Raw genomic sequence first — 15,224 nt, 5'->3', positions numbered from 1 at the left:
TATTTATGATTCCCACTTTCTATTTTTCACTATGAGCTTGCAGCTGCTGCTTCAGATGCTTTGACACAATCAATCGCAACAACTAATGAAATTAAAATCGTTTCAAATGCTTCATCGTTAATGGTTATTTCATACTGGTCGCCCCAACTCAACCACTTTTTATGCACATCTCCAATTAACTGGCCGTCGTGGTAGACAGAAAAATCCATGTCCCACCAATCACCGCGCATTTCGATTGCAGCATCTTCAATGGTATAACGACCTTTAAAAAAAGATAGTTCTTTTTTAATTGTTAAAATTTCACGTCCATCAACTTCTACAAAAAACTTCGGTAAAAAGCTAAATACTTTTTTCGTAATATGCGCTACTTCATTACGCTGTTTATCCAAAATCGTAAATGTTTTAGGTATTTGCATAAAGCTCCCTTCAACAAAGTATTGGTCCTGTTGTCCGGAATCGGTTACTGAAAACTTACCACTTAAGCTAAATATTTTTTGTTTCATATAGAGTTGTTTCATAATATAAACGCCTCCTTTTCTACACTATAGCATTATTTCCAAATTTTCAGGCATAATAGCGTCAACAAGCCAAATATCTTCATTTCCAAAATAGAATGGCTCCTTCACTTGCTGTGTATCAATACGAAATAATACAGGAGTTACTGTACGACGTTCGGCTACAAGACGTGCCGTTTTAATATTTGTTGATAGATGCACATATTGACGTGACATAGGCTTAAGACCTTGTTGTACAATCTGTTCCGCTGCCTCTGGTGTTGTGCCATGATACAAATAACGCGGTGGTATAGCAATTTCCTTTCTAATTTTTTCCTTAAATGAGTGCCCATAATACGCACGAATTCGTCCATCTTTTATTTCGTGTCGCTGTTTAGTGGCCTGTTTCATCATATTCTCAATATCTTGAATCGTTACAAAACGCCATTTATCCATTTGATGCAATGCTGCTACTAATTGTTCCAGTGACACCCATCCCCCATCATCTAGAACTAAGTTATATTTTTCTGGCATATGTCTAAGGACGAGCGATAATTCCCGACTCAATTTTTCATAAAAACGAGCTCCACTCATTTATATTCCCTCACTATTCACTTAAAATAGGGTGTATAATTTCTCCTACTTGAATTAAATCTTTCCGTTCAACATGAAAGCGTATAAATTTACAATGATTCTTCATGTGAAAATCTTCTATGTAATAGATATCTCCCTTAAAATTAACAATTTCACAAAAATGTTGTGTACCTATTGAAACATAACGATTAAAACGATACGTTTCTCCATCAGCTGTTACTTTTCCTGATAAAAATAATTTACAACAATATGTCTCTCCAATCTCCATAAAACGAAAGTTACGAAAACTCAATAGCATTGTATGATCAAAACAAATTTCTTCTGTACATGTTTTTAAGTTTTTCAAAATAATTTTTCGAATGGAGATACCTTCTTCAATAAAGTCGATTTTAAACAAACTATCATTCCTTTTCCACTCAAAATTACTTATCCAAACATCCCTATATTATTCATTTTATGTGATTTGTTTGTAAATTAGAATAAGTAATTAGGAGCAGGTTATAGTACTAAATAACTTTTTTCAATATAGGAATATATTAATAATAAGCCTTTTTATTTAAAAACTTACAGTCTATATTGACAACACTATATTCCCTGTACCCATTATTCATAATCGTAATTTTTATCTCATATTTTCACCTTTATATTACGGTCTATTTAATTTAGAAATCTAGCATACAAAAAAAGCGGAACCGCGTCACAGCACGATTCCGGTTTTTCTTATGCTCAAAGGAGCGGTTGTTGTTACTCATATGTCAAAGCCTCTTCTTAGGTTAATGACTCATAAAACTGCCCAAATAAATGTCACAACGACCCATGCAGCAAAGAAAATACCGCCTAGTATCATTAGCCATTTATAGCGCACATTATAATAAAATCGTAGTGCAAATCGAATACATTCAATTAAAAATAAAAATAATGCACCAAAGAAAATATATTTTGCAGCACTGACATCAATCACAACAGGCTCCTTTGAAATCGCAACCATTGCGATAAAAAGAGTTAAGCAGATGAGCGAGACAAATGTAATTATCGCACGAATATGCAACCATGTAGTATTTTCTTTCATAAAAACTTCCTACTTTCTGCTATAGACTATACTAAATTACGCGTAACAAAGTCTTCTAGCACCTTATAATCGGTCACATGTGCATTGCATTTTTCAGGGTCATCACAAATATAATTACTATAAGATGTGTACCGATCTTCATTTCCTTTTACTGTTGCCGTAAATAAATGAACTGGTCCATGCTGATTACAAATTGCACAAATGCCTTTCGTATAATATTGTGGCTGCGATATACCACGCAACGCTATAAATGTGCCATCTTTTTCAATGACAATATATTGGCGATGTGTGCCTTGGTCTGTCCAAGATAAGTAACTAATACCGTGCCAATCAATTGTTTCAAGTTTCGGCAATTTTAATTTTTTATCTTTACGAAATAGTTTTTGCAGTCCTTTTTCAGAAATTGCTTTAAATGGAATCGTATAAATTTTTAAGCTCTCAATAAAAAGCTCAGCATCCGTACGATCAGAAATTTGGGTAACAGCACGCAAAATTTCTTCTGTCGCTACAGGGAGTTTTTCTTTTAGTTCAGCAACTGCAATACCTTTTACTGCACTTAGTATTTCCGGGTCTTTTGATAACGATTTCGAGTTTAAAATTTTATTTACTTGTTGCTCAATCAAGCGTACATTAGCTACTGTTAAAATTGGATTTATCATCATTATTCCTCCGTTTGTCTAGGCAATTGGTTTATGGTCCAAAGCCGAACGGAATTGGACCGCATTAGCCCACTTGAGAGCAGGCATGTATTGTACAAGCCATGTCAGATCCCTCCTACACTTTCATTAGCCTCATTATAGCACAAAAAAGAGTGGCCAAAGCCACCCTCCATTAGTCATTTGTCCAGTCATCATCGCTCATAAATGACTCGGCTAAACTTTGTTTTTCTCGTACAAACTCATGAATGGTCCGTAAAAACATATCCATGAGGCGTGGACCTAATATATCATTAAACCACAAGTAGATTTCATAATCATCGGTGCCATATGGCGTCGCATTAATAAAAAACGTTGTATCACGCTCCTTATTATGTACGATGTCGATATCAAACTGTGTAATTTCAAAATGCTCCGCTCGGATACCTAAACTCGTTAAATCAATTTCAACTTCTGTCGACCACGTATCGTACTTGTCCCCGGTTTCTCGGTTCATCAAGCAAACTTCCGTATTCTCTAGTAAATGTTGTAATGAATAATATTCCATATGACTACCTCCAATTCATTTGATATTGTTTTCATTATACATGATGGAAATTTTTTTACATAATAGAACACTTCAATATGTTTGTAGTCTTGTCTTTAGAGCTCTTTCCTTTATTTTCTTTCATATAATAATTCTTCACAGCAAAACTATTACTAGCTTTTATTTTTTATTTGCTTACTAAGTTCTAAGAGATTTTAAAGGAATACAAAGAAGACAAAAACGGACATTCATATTACAATGCCCGTTTTTTTGTGTTTCTTCTATTATATTATATAGTCAATTTTCTAAACTTAGATTATTGCATCCATTCTTTTGACGTATATCTTTAATTAGCTATTAAACGTAACAAGAATTATATTATTTTAATAATGTTGTTAAGTTTGCCATTTCAATTGCAGATATTGCCGCATCATATCCCTTATTACCAGCTTTTGTGCCCGAACGTTCAATTGCTTGTTCAATCGATTCTGTTGTCACAATACCAAAAATAACGGGTATACCAGTTTGTAATCCAACTTGCGCAATACCTTTTGCTGCTTCATTACATACATAATCATAATGTGTTGTAGAGCCACGAATAACCGTACCTAAGCCAATTACTGCATCATACTCGCCTTTTTCTGCTAATTTTTTTGCAATAAACGGCACTTCAAATGCTCCTGGCACCCATACCGTGTCAATATCTTTATCTTCAACACCATGACGTAAAAGCCCGTCCATTGCCCCATCAACTAATTTTGAATTAATAAATTCATTGAAACGACCAACAACGATTCCGATTTTTAATCCTGTACCTACTAATTGTGCTTCGATTGTTTTACCCATGTGTAACCAGCTCCTTTTGTTGTTTTACATATTCGACTAATTGCTCAATAGAAATTAATGGACAGTTCATCATTCTTGAAATGCGTTCAAGCTCTGGCAGGCGTGCCATATGACCATCTGCACTCATGATTTCACAAATAATGCCGGCTTCCTTCACACCTGCAAGCTTCGCTAATTCAACGGCTGCTTCAGTATGACCGCGGCGTTCTAACACTCCGCCATCTTTTGCAATGAGCGGAAAAATATGGCCAGGACGACGGAAATCTGTTGGCTCATCACTACTAATCATTTTTTCAATTGTTAGCGCACGTTCAAATGCACTAATCCCTGTTTCGGTTTCTTTATAATCAATACTTACTGTAAAAGCAGTACCATGATTGTCTGTATTATTCGTAACCATTGGTGTAAGTTTTAGTTTTTGAGCAATCGATGTCGAAATTGGCGTACAAATCAAACCTTTACCGTATGTAGCCATCGCATTGATTGTATCTGGAGTCACATAGTCTGCCAATGCAACAAAATCGCCTTCATTTTCACGATCCTCATCATCAACAACAATAATCATGTTACCTTTTAGTAATTGTTCAAGTGCCTCATCAATTGTATGTAGCATGTCGTTCCCTCCTAATAGCCATGATGCGCTAAAAAATCGCGTGTTAATGGCTTCTGTTTAGCTGTCAGTTTTTCGACGTATTTTGCAATTACATCATTTTCAACATTAACAATAGCACCTTCTCGCTTTTTGCTAAAAATCGTTTCCGCATAGGTGTGAGGAATAAGTGATACCGTAATTCTGTTTTCACGAACATCAAAAACCGTTAGACTTGTACCATCGATTGTAATCGAGCCCTTTGGAATACAGTAATGTGTCAGTTCAGCATCCATTCGTAAATCAATATAAACGGCATTTGATACTGTACGTTTCTTCGCAATGGTTGCGGTACCATCAACATGACCCGAGACAATATGACCACCAAATCGACCATTTGCCTGCATGGCACGTTCTAAGTTAACACCATCACCCGATGCTAGCTTTGCAAGACTTGTTGCATGAAAGGTTTCCGGCATGACATCTGCTGTAAAGGCTATTGATGTAAAAGCTGTCACCGTTAGACATACACCATTGACTGCAATACTATCGCCAATATGCACATCCTCTAACACTATCTTTGCCGAAATCGTTAATGCTAATGCTTGTTGCTGTCTAGAAACTTTTTGCACGGTCCCAACTTCTTCGATAATTCCTGTAAACATCGCTCATTCTCCTTTCTAAACCAAATAAATTGGTTTTATCGGATAAATGAATAGAGGGGTACTACGAACAAACTTTTGGGCATTTAAAAAAGGAACCTCACGTAATAGCGGGGTTCCTTGATTTATGCGTCGACAAACAAGCGTACAATTGTACGCTTTTTCTGCGCATTCTTCTCTCATCCAGACTATACTGTCGGCCCTGGAGTTCCACCAGATCCTGCTCGAAAGCTCGCGGGCTATAACCGCCGATTGGGAATTGCACCCTACCCCGAAGAATTGCTATGTAGTTTTAAAATTTAAAAATCCCGTCTGGTATTCTAACCAAGCGGGGTTTACATTTTACGATGCTCAAATAAACCATAGTGAAACGCTGCTGCGCACCATCGTCATGCATCGATTCCTTCTCTCATCCAGACTATACTGTCGGCTCCGGAATTTCACCGAATCCTGCTCGAAAGCTCGCGGGCTATAACCGCCGATTGGGAATTGCACCCTACCCCGAAGGAAGTTATTCATTTATGGGATTGATTGTAGCATTAATTTTTTCATTTGACTACTAAAAATAAAAATTCAGAAAATTAAGGTCTTATTTTTTCCTAAAATCTATATTTTATTTTTTAGTACGATTTTCTAAAACAATTTGACCTATAAATGCAAATTATTTTACGCTCTCTATTTTTTAAACCATTTTATTTATTAATTAGTTTATTTCATTTAAAAAATATGGTATTATAGATAAAAATAACCATAAATATAAAAGAGTATTTTAGACTATGATATTACCATTTATTCCACTAATTGTTGCAGGAGCTGTTGCAGCATCAACAGCTGTTGCCGGTAAAAAAGGATATGATTCATTCCAAAATATGAAAGAAACGAAAGAGCTAGCTGAAAATTTAGAAAGAAAATATAAGACTGCTTATAAAAAATTTGAAGAAAATCGAGATGATACGAATCGTCAATTTGAAGACTATGGAAAGTTAAAATTAGAAATTTTAGATACAACGATGAAAGACTTTGTAAATTCATTCAAACAAATTAAAAATATTAACTTTAAAGGAGAAACAGTTATAGATAATTTTGTTTCTAGCAAGGTTTTAGATTCGTTTGTCTTAAATATTGAAAAGCAAGTAATCCAAGCTGGACAAGTATTAACTGCTGGTGTAGCTTCTCTCGCAGGAAGTGGATTAGCTGCAATGGGGGCTGTAGGTGCCACGACTACATTTGCTGCCGCTTCTACTGGTACAGCCATCCCATCATTAAGTGGCATTGCCGCACAAAATGCTACACTAGCGTTCTTAGGGGGAGGATCTTTAGCCACTGGTGGTTTAGGAATTGCTGGAGGAACTATGGTCTTAGGTGGCATTGCAATTGCACCTGCGCTGGCAATTGGTAGCTTAATTTTCGCTTCTACTACTGAAAAAAAATCAGAAGAAATGTATCAAAAGGAAGCTGAAGTAAATACAGAAGTGGAAAAATTAAACGCAGCTTCAAATGCTAAGGCATGTAATATCCTTCAAGAAAAGTATGGTATTGATGAAAAATACCGAGTGTATTTATGAAATTCTATATTAAATTGTAAGGAGGCATTGATATGAAAAAACTTTGTATCATCGCAGCAACTACTGCTGCTCTTTTATTACCGACAACTACTGCTTCTGCAGCGATTAGCACGAAAGCTTATCAACCATCAACAAATTACTCACAATATTTTTATAAGGAATATGATAAAAAAGGCAATCAACTTCATATTTGGCGTGACAAATTAGTAAAAACAGGGCCAATGAAGGGCGCTTGGCAAGATTTAACGCAAGGTGATGTTTACACTGATTATTCTTACGACAAAAAATATGGACTGACAGCAGCTGGTGGCTCAAAGCATAATTTTGAATATGGCAGCTTCAAATTTTGGGACCTACTTCCACCTACTGTTCGTAAAAACCAAACTGGGAAATTACAAGGGAGCGATTTTAGCGAGAACCCATACAAAATTCTCTCTACAAAATCAACGGTGAAAACACAAAATGGCACGTACAAAAATGCGATTAAAATTTGGGAGAAGCGATACGGTGAAAATACCATTTCCTACTATGTAAAAAATCGCGGAAAAATCAAAACTCAAACCCTTTATCAAGGTGAATATAAAACAACATATGTACTTTATAAAATCAAAAAATAAGAACCTACTGCCGTTATGGTGGTGGTTCTTATTTTTTTAGTAGGGAATACAATATGTGCACTTTCAGCATAAAAAAGATTCAATATGAGGCTTAATCAAAAATAACGAAATGTAAAAATAGATTTGTATGGAACTCAATTTACCAACAAATGGTGTAACAATTGCAGATACAGCAAGATTAACCGTGAAAATAAGCGCATAAAACTCCGCTCCGCCAATGTCTGTAATAATGCTAGGCAGAGCAATTGAAAACTCCATAGACACCATGAGTCCTAATTCCATACATAAGAAAATTCCAGCGACAAGCAGAGCTTTTTGTTTATAGGACATCGATTCAACTGTACGATTTGTTTTAAACATCGACTTCACCTCGAAATAAAATTTTCAACAAAAAAAGACTTCCATTAGCAAATGTTCTATACATTAACAAATGCTTCAAGAAGTCCCATTCCAAATAGTAACCAACTATCTTTTAAGAAATCAGTAAATTTTCATGTTCTTTGGCTTTAGTTGCTGCATCCCAACCAAGTGCCGAAATGGCTTGGTCATAGTACTGCGCTTGTGTACCTAAGTAATTTTCGTAGAAACGTGAACGCTTCACAAATAAGTGGCAATCAATTTCTTCAGTGAAGCCAATACCACCATGAATTTGAATATTATGCGCGGCAATTTCAACAAAGGCTTGCGTCGCAAAAATACGTGCACTACAAATAGCTTCTACACGATCCTCCGATGTTGTTTCAAGTGCCCAGTTTGCATAATAAGAGAGTGAACGTGCTGTTTCAAGTGACAGCTTCATATCTGCTAGACGATGCTTAATGGCTTGGTAGCGCCCAATTGCTTGCCCAAACTGTTCACGAATACATGCATATTCACTCGCCACTTCAATAATTTTTTCCATCGCACCGACGCAAACGGATGATACAGCCGCATTATACGATAACAAACCTTCTTGAAGGATTCCCCAACCATCTCCAAGTGGTCCGATTAACGCACTAATTGGCACCGTCACATTATCAAAATAAATACTTGATAGCTGACGTGTTTCATCAAAGCCTTTTTGCGCTGTGATTGTAAGGCCTGGCGTCTCCTTATCTACCACAATAATACTCACTTCACCGTTAACACGTACCGGTACGATAAGGTACTGTGCAAGTGCAACATCGGCTACTTGCGTTTTCACACCATTTAGCGTAAATTGCTCTTGCTCAAGTATAGCTTCTAATTGAATGCCTTTTTCTGTATAACTTCTACCAGGCTCTAGCCAGGCAATGGTGAACGCTTTTTCACCACTTGCGACTTCTGATAAATACTGTTGCTTTTGCTCCGTTGTCGCAAACTGATTAATAATTGGCACAGCAAAGGCACTTGTCTCTAAAAAGACACCTGGCATTAATGTGCGGCCCAACTCTTCCATAATTGGCACAAGATCAAGTTTACCTAAACCCATGCCATCATAATCATCTGGAATATTTACCATCATACAGCCAAGCTCATTAACACCTGTAATTGCTTGCTTCACTGCTTCGACATTTCCTGCAATATAATCGCGCGCTACTTTCGTTTGCTCTTGGTCATTAAGATATTTACGTACAAATTTTCGAAATAACTCTTGATCTTCGTTTAATGAAAAATCCATCGACCTTCACCAACCCTTCTAGCGACCGACATCTTTTGGTAAGCCTAAGATGCGCTCCGCAATCGTATTTTTTTGAATCTCGCTCGTACCACCGCCGATTGTTTGACCAAATGAATACAAATAATTTTTCTGCCAATAACCCTGGTCTTGTACAGCATCTTCTTCCCACAGCATTCCCGCGTGACCTTGAATTGAAATAGCTTCTGAGAATAATTTTTTCGTCATTTCACTAACGAATAATTTATCCATCGAGCCTTCTACACCTGGATGTCCCACTTTTAGCTGCTTTGTTAAATTGCGATAATAATTTAATAACGAGCCACGTTGATTCATATATAAGTCAAGTAGACGCTTACGTACTTCTGGTTTCGCAATCAATGGTTGGTCATCCTCTGTAACCGTTTGAGCTACATTCACAAGCTCTGCAAATTGCTGTTCAAGTGAAAATACTTGAGCACCAATGCCTGTACGTTCATGCATTAATAACGCAATCGTCACACGCCAGCCATCATCTACTTGTCCGATAATCTCACTGTCATAGGCTACTGCATCCGTTAAATACACTTCATTAAAATCATGCTCACCATTCATTTGAATAATCGGGCGTACTTCTACACCAGGTTGATTCATATCCAGTAAGAAGCATGTAATGCCATGATGCTTTTTCTCCCCTTTACTCGTACGTGCAACAAGGAAGCACCGGTCTGCAAAGTGAGCAAAGCTTGTCCAAATTTTTTGACCATTAATCACCCACTTGTCCCCTTTTTTAACGGCCGTCGTTTGTACAGCTGCTAAATCCGAACCTGCATTTGGCTCTGAATAGCCTTGGCACCACACTTCTTCTCCTGTTAAAATTTTCGGGATGTATTTTTCCTGTTGTTCAGGTGTTCCGATTTGCATCAAGGTTGGTCCAACCATATGAAGCCCCACATAGTTTACAAGTGGTGGCGCTTTCACACGAACCATTTCTTGATGGTAAATAATTTCCTCCATCAGTGTCGCATTACGTCCACCATGTTTCTCAGGCCATGCAATCGCTGCCCAGCGGCTATCGGCTAATGTTTTTTGCCACTTACATAAAAATTGACCTAGCTCTGCTTCCTCTGACGGTAGTTGTTGCGACGCTAGCCATCCCTCTGGAAGGTTTTCTTCAAGCCATGTACGTAACTCCTGTCGAAATTGTTCTTCCTGTGCTGTATATGAAAAATCCATCGCGTTTCCTCCTCAACCTTATGCGAGCGTCCATTGTGGCAACGCACGATCCTCTGTAATGTCTTGCCACACCATTTTTACTGGTGTTCCAATATCAATTTGCTCGACTGTTGCCTCTAAGACATTGCCAATAATTTTGACTTCTGGTAATTCATCGAGTTCAACAACCGCAATCACTAACGGCATATCATTTTCAAAGCCTGGTAAAAATGGACGATAAGAAACGACATACGTATAAATTGTGCCACTAATTTCCGTTCCTCGGTTTTCCCACACAAGCTCCTGGCTTCCACAATGAGCACATGCTGGGCCTGGTGGATGTGCATAGGTATTACAGCTCGTACATTTTTGAAGTACAAGCTCATGACGATCCGCCGCATCCCAGTACGGTGCATTGTCGATTGTTTTTAATGGAATTGGTTTCGCGTATTTTACTTTTGTTTCTTCAATCATGTGAACTCCCCCTATTTTCGTAAAATCATTGCGCCAGCCATATCCGGACCTGCCCAGCCTGTACAAATCGCGATATCATGTTTTTTCGCCTGACGTTCTGTTCCTTCATATTCACCGCGTACTTGGCGGACAATTTCTAATACATTATTCATACCATGTGTATAACCTTCTGACAGCATTCCGCCCGCTAAGTTTGTCGGAAGTTGTCCATCAATTTTCAAGTTTCCTGCAGCGACAAAGTCCCCTAATTCGCCTTTGGGAGCAAGACCATATGCTTCTAATTGGCGTAATACCACCCAGCTAAAGCAATCGTAAATCGATGCAATATCAATGTCTTTTGGCCCGACACCTGCCGCTTCGTATAACGGCTGTGCGACATAATCAGACGCCACTTCATCAATGTTTTTCCAGTAATGTGCATGAGATACCGCGCGACGAGCAGCCATCCCCATAATATAAGCGGGTTTTGACTGGCAATCTTTTGCACGTTCAGCACTTGTGACGATAATCGCATTCGCTTCGTCCGACTCTAAGCAAAAATCATGTTTTGTAAACGGTGAGCTTAGCTGCGCCGTTTGTAGATATTCTTCCATTGTTAATGGTTTACCATAGAAGAAGGCATTTGGATTACGCTGTGCATGTTCATAGAAGCTTGTACATACATGACCTAAATGCTCTTGTGTTAAGCCATTTTGCTTCATATGACGCGTAGCGAATAAACCAAACCATTGCCCTGGACTTGCCGCGCCATATGGAATGATGTAGCTGCCGCCATCAAAGGCTGATTGCAATAAATCACTACTCCAGCCACCGCCTCCCATACGCATACCAGAGCGTCCATTCATCGAGCGATAAATGAGCACTGTATTCGCCTGGCCTGTTTCAATTAAAGCAACAGCATCTGCCATTAGCATTTCCGTACTACTACCGCCACCTAAAATTTCTTTAACATAGTTTGGTCGTACACCTAAATAGGTTGCTAATTGATGCGGTGAGCAAGAATCATTTTCACAATAGCTCATAAAGCCATCGATTTCTTTTGCTTCAATTCCTGCATCTGCAATAGCTGCACGAGCCGCATCTAATGCTAAATGTAACGGTGTCGTTCCTGAATTTTTTGAACGTTTACTTTCACCAACACCTACGATGGCGTATTTATCTCGAATTTGATTCATCCATAACACTCCTTCGACTTAAAATTGTAACGTTGCCTCTCCTGAACCAACGATTTTTTCTGGACCTTTTTCTGCATATAATGTCAGCACCGCAAAGCGTGAACCGTCTTTTTCATACGTTTCTTTAATCACGCCTCGACATGTGATCGTATCTTTCGGAAATGTCATCGCACCAAAACGCATACTAAAATCTTTTACCGTTGCAAGAGTTCCTGCAAGATGATTGACGTATTCTCCTAAGAAACCCATGATGAGCATGCCATGTGCAATAACACCAGGTATCCCAATTTTTTGTGCAAATGCATCATCTGTATGAAGCGGGTTAAAATCTCCTGAGGCTCCCGCATATTTTACGAGTTGTACTTTTGTCACAGGCTCCTTTATATAAGCAGGAAGTTCCTGCCCTGTTGTTAACTGTGCTAGTTCTAGCATCGTCATTCCTCCTTATGCATTCGCCGAAATCGGACGATAAATAATATTTGTACGACTTGTGACAACATGCTGTCCCGCCTCGTCTGTCATTTCCGTATCCATCACAATAAATTCCATCGTTCCATTTTTACCGTCACGTTCATATACATCCGTCACTTTTAATTGGCATGTTAATACATCCCCTGGGCGGATTGCACGCGTATAAATAAAGCGCTGCTCCCCGTGTAACATACGGCTATAATCTAATCCTAAATCTAACTCCTCTTCACTTTCTTCTGACATCGCAATTGGGAATGTTGGCGGTGCAATAATACCACCATGTACCGTTGTTTTTGCAAATTCCTCATCACGATAAAGCGGGTTTGTATCCCCGATTGCCTCTGCAAACTGACGAATATGACGTTTTTCAATTTCTACTGTATAAGGTTTTCCTGTTTTTCCAATTAAATGTGCTAAACTCATTACTATCCCTCCATCGCTTGTCGAATCACTTGTTGCTCTTTCACAACAAACATCGCATCCGCTGCCCTAATACCTTTTTCGTATACAACAAGTGGATTAATATCAAGCTCTTGAATCTGCTCTCCATGGTCTATCATGAGTGCCGATACTTTCAACAGAACATCGACAATTGCCTCTGTATCTATTGGCGTTTTTCCACGCGCACCATGTAAAATTGATTTTCCTTTTAATTCATCAAGTAAATTCAATGCATCTTGACGATTGATTGGTGCTACTTTAAAAGCGATATCTTGGAATACTTCAACGAAAATACCACCAAGTCCCACCATAATTACTGGCCCAAATGTGCTGTCATTATGTGCACCGATAATTATTTCAACACCTTCACCCAACATCTCCTGTACAGAAACGCCATGGACACGTGCCTCTGGGTTGTAGCTTCGCGCATTTTTCACAATTTCCACATACGCTTGACTCACTTCTTCTGGTGTTTGTACATTTAACCGAATTGCGTCTGCTTCTGTCTTATGTGGAATATCTGGTGAATCAATTTTTAGCACGACTGGGTATCCTATCGCTGTGGCATGCTCTACCGCTTCCTCAAGTGATGTCGCAATACGACGCTCTGTTGTTGGAATATCATAGCGTGCCAGCACTTCACTTGCCTGTGCTTCACTCAACGTTTCACCTGATACTAATAAATCATCTAATACCGCATGTGGTTGACGATAATCTGCTAGTGAAGTAATCGAAGATTGTCGATATGCCTCACTATATTCCACTAGCTTCTTCAGTGCACGCACTGGATTTAGATTACATGGTACAACCGCAATACCGTTTTCTACTAAAGCTTTTGTCGCTTTTGGATAGGTCATACCATCGAGTGAGAATGGGAATAATGCAATGACTTTGTCACTCGCCTTGCTTAATTCAATAAATTCTTGTAGCTGCGGTGAATTTTCATCCCAAGCATATGGGAAATCAGTAAAGATAATATTATGAACTTCCGGATCATTTACAAGTACTTTTAATGGCTCCAAATAAAACTCCGGGTTCGATACCATTGCGGCAGCTGTTAAATCAACTGGGTTCGTTGTGCTCGCATAGTCCGGCAAGCTCTTTTGAATAGCCGCCTGTGTTTCAGCAGATAGCTCCACAATGTTTAAACCATGTGCTTCACAACGGTCCGCCTCATTAATGCCACGACCACCTGAACTTGTAATAATGACTGTATTATTTCCTTTAGGTAATTTGTTGGGATTAAATAATTTCGTAAAACCGATAACATCATCAAAATCCTCTGCACGAATAATGCCATGCTGTTTAAAAAAGGCATCATAGATTTTATCTGAGCCTGCAAGTGACCCTGTATGAGATGCAGCTGCACGACTACCAGCCGAGCTCTTACCTGTTTTCATTAATAAAATTGGCTTATTTTTTTGAAGAGACTCTTTTGATAACGCTTTCAATTTTTCTGGATTTTTAGCACCTTCTAAGTAACCACTAATAATATTCGTTTGCGGATCATGTACCATATATTCCATGAAATCTTCAAAGCTGGACTCCATTTCATTCCCTGTACTAACAAAATAGTTAAAGTTAATACCATGCTGTGCGGCTGCCATATACGTTAATACACCAAAAGCGCCACTTTGCGAAATATAACCGACGCCTCGCTGACCATCGAGCGGTACAGTTAAAAATGATGGCGTAAATGTGCCAATCAAGCCATTCTCTGTATTCACTAAGCCTACACAGTTTGGTCCTACGATACGAATGCCGTGCGTTTTTGCGAATTGACCAAGTTCTTGCTGCAGTTGCTCACCATATGCCCCTGCTTCTGAAAAACCTGAAGCAAAAATAATCGCCGCTTTTACATTTTTTGCTGCACACGCTTCAAGACCTTCTTTAATTTGTTCTAGACCAAGGCAGAAAATAACAAGATCCACTTCACCTGGTACATCTGCTAATGATGGGTAACATGTTAAGCCCGCAATTTCTTTTGCCGTACGATGGATTGGAATAATATCGCCTTTAAATTTACCATCAATTAATGCGCGAATTTGAAGATGGCCGATTTTATAGGGGCTCTCAGAGGCACCTAAAATCGCAATAGACTGTGGGTTAAACAACGGCTTCAATGATTCATAATTTTGTAAATCTTGTGTCATCAACTTATCCCCCTTATATCATTCGTTCGCAGATTCGTTATCTGTGTATCTATCATACCTTT

At 38.5% G+C, this 15,224-nt stretch carries 19 protein-coding genes and 2 riboswitches; of the genes, 2 read left to right on the top strand and 17 right to left on the bottom strand.

The features are described 5' to 3' along the window. Window positions 1–29: 29 nt before the first annotated feature. From ACFSY7_RS17250 to ribE, 9 genes are all read right to left on the bottom strand, one after another. Entirely contained in the window at window positions 30–518 is a 489-nt protein-coding gene (locus ACFSY7_RS17250; protein ID WP_126991706.1) for an LURP-one-related/scramblase family protein, read from the bottom strand. A 24-nt stretch (window positions 519–542) separates the two neighbouring features. Continuing rightward, window positions 543–1,088: an RNA 2'-phosphotransferase gene (locus ACFSY7_RS17245; protein ID WP_380148876.1), complete on the bottom strand. Its 546-nt coding sequence runs from the start codon at window positions 1,086–1,088 to the stop codon at window positions 543–545. 13 nt (window positions 1,089–1,101) lie between these two features. Next, a complete protein-coding gene (locus tag ACFSY7_RS17240) occupies window positions 1,102–1,485 on the bottom strand; it encodes a hypothetical protein (RefSeq protein ID WP_380148875.1) in 384 nt (127 codons plus the stop codon). Between the two features lie 384 nt (window positions 1,486–1,869). Next, window positions 1,870–2,157, bottom strand: a complete 288-nt coding sequence (locus ACFSY7_RS17235; protein ID WP_380148874.1) for a hypothetical protein — start codon at window positions 2,155–2,157, stop codon at window positions 1,870–1,872. Between the two features lie 26 nt (window positions 2,158–2,183). Then, complete coding sequence (locus tag ACFSY7_RS17230) at window positions 2,184–2,816, bottom strand: FusB/FusC family EF-G-binding protein (RefSeq protein WP_380148873.1); 633 nt, start codon at window positions 2,814–2,816, stop codon at window positions 2,184–2,186. Window positions 2,817–2,988: 172 nt separating this feature from the next. Continuing rightward, a complete protein-coding gene (locus ACFSY7_RS17225; RefSeq protein WP_126991701.1) occupies window positions 2,989–3,360 on the bottom strand; it encodes a hypothetical protein in 372 nt (123 codons plus the stop codon). Between the two features lie 357 nt (window positions 3,361–3,717). Continuing rightward, window positions 3,718–4,185: a 6,7-dimethyl-8-ribityllumazine synthase gene (gene ribH, locus ACFSY7_RS17220; RefSeq protein WP_139993051.1), complete on the bottom strand. Its 468-nt coding sequence runs from the start codon at window positions 4,183–4,185 to the stop codon at window positions 3,718–3,720. Beyond that, complete coding sequence (ribB, locus tag ACFSY7_RS17215; RefSeq protein WP_126991699.1) at window positions 4,178–4,798, bottom strand: 3,4-dihydroxy-2-butanone-4-phosphate synthase; 621 nt, start codon at window positions 4,796–4,798, stop codon at window positions 4,178–4,180. Before ribB ends, ribH begins: the two co-directional genes overlap by 8 nt. An 11-nt stretch (window positions 4,799–4,809) precedes the next feature. Next, window positions 4,810–5,439: a riboflavin synthase gene (gene ribE / locus ACFSY7_RS17210; RefSeq protein ID WP_380148870.1), complete on the bottom strand. Its 630-nt coding sequence runs from the start codon at window positions 5,437–5,439 to the stop codon at window positions 4,810–4,812. Between the two features lie 164 nt (window positions 5,440–5,603). Then, window positions 5,604–5,719: riboswitch (FMN riboswitch) on the bottom strand. Between the two features lie 114 nt (window positions 5,720–5,833). Continuing rightward, window positions 5,834–5,949: riboswitch (FMN riboswitch) on the bottom strand. A gap of 263 nt (window positions 5,950–6,212) precedes the next feature. Here ribE and ACFSY7_RS17205 point away from each other — a divergent pair. Both ACFSY7_RS17205 and ACFSY7_RS17200 read left to right on the top strand, forming a co-directional pair. Beyond that, a complete protein-coding gene (locus tag ACFSY7_RS17205) occupies window positions 6,213–7,001 on the top strand; it encodes a hypothetical protein (RefSeq protein ID WP_380148868.1) in 789 nt (262 codons plus the stop codon). A gap of 32 nt (window positions 7,002–7,033) precedes the next feature. Next, complete coding sequence (locus tag ACFSY7_RS17200; protein WP_380148867.1) at window positions 7,034–7,618, top strand: hypothetical protein; 585 nt, start codon at window positions 7,034–7,036, stop codon at window positions 7,616–7,618. 63 nt (window positions 7,619–7,681) lie between these two features. Here the strand turns inward: ACFSY7_RS17200 and ACFSY7_RS17195 are convergent, their stop codons facing one another. The 8 genes from ACFSY7_RS17195 to ACFSY7_RS17160 all read right to left on the bottom strand — a co-directional run bounded on the left by ACFSY7_RS17195 (window position 7,682) and on the right by ACFSY7_RS17160 (window position 15,162). Next, window positions 7,682–7,978: a hypothetical protein gene (locus ACFSY7_RS17195; protein ID WP_380148865.1), complete on the bottom strand. Its 297-nt coding sequence runs from the start codon at window positions 7,976–7,978 to the stop codon at window positions 7,682–7,684. Between the two features lie 112 nt (window positions 7,979–8,090). Next, entirely contained in the window at window positions 8,091–9,257 is a 1,167-nt protein-coding gene (locus ACFSY7_RS17190; RefSeq protein ID WP_380148863.1) for an acyl-CoA dehydrogenase family protein, read from the bottom strand. An 18-nt stretch (window positions 9,258–9,275) separates the two neighbouring features. Further along, entirely contained in the window at window positions 9,276–10,469 is a 1,194-nt protein-coding gene (locus ACFSY7_RS17185; protein ID WP_380148862.1) for an acyl-CoA dehydrogenase family protein, read from the bottom strand. A gap of 18 nt (window positions 10,470–10,487) precedes the next feature. After that, window positions 10,488–10,922 (bottom strand): Zn-ribbon domain-containing OB-fold protein, encoded by a 435-nt coding sequence (locus ACFSY7_RS17180; protein ID WP_380148861.1) that lies wholly within the window; start codon window positions 10,920–10,922, stop codon window positions 10,488–10,490. Between the two features lie 11 nt (window positions 10,923–10,933). Continuing rightward, a complete protein-coding gene (locus ACFSY7_RS17175; RefSeq protein WP_380148860.1) occupies window positions 10,934–12,097 on the bottom strand; it encodes a thiolase C-terminal domain-containing protein in 1,164 nt (387 codons plus the stop codon). A gap of 18 nt (window positions 12,098–12,115) precedes the next feature. Then, window positions 12,116–12,529, bottom strand: coding sequence for a MaoC/PaaZ C-terminal domain-containing protein (locus ACFSY7_RS17170; protein WP_380148859.1), 414 nt, complete (start codon window positions 12,527–12,529; stop codon window positions 12,116–12,118). Window positions 12,530–12,541: 12 nt separating this feature from the next. Further along, window positions 12,542–12,991 (bottom strand): MaoC family dehydratase N-terminal domain-containing protein, encoded by a 450-nt coding sequence (locus tag ACFSY7_RS17165; protein WP_126991689.1) that lies wholly within the window; start codon window positions 12,989–12,991, stop codon window positions 12,542–12,544. 2 nt (window positions 12,992–12,993) lie between these two features. Further along, complete coding sequence (locus ACFSY7_RS17160; RefSeq protein WP_380148858.1) at window positions 12,994–15,162, bottom strand: acetate--CoA ligase family protein; 2,169 nt, start codon at window positions 15,160–15,162, stop codon at window positions 12,994–12,996. Between the last annotated feature and the right edge of the window lie 62 nt (window positions 15,163–15,224).

Source organism: Kurthia populi (genome assembly GCF_042686175.1).
Classification (GTDB): Bacteria; Bacillota; Bacilli; order Bacillales_A; family Planococcaceae; genus Kurthia; species Kurthia populi.
Note: the sequence above shows the minus strand (reverse complement) of the source record. Positions and strands in the feature narration are given on the sequence as shown.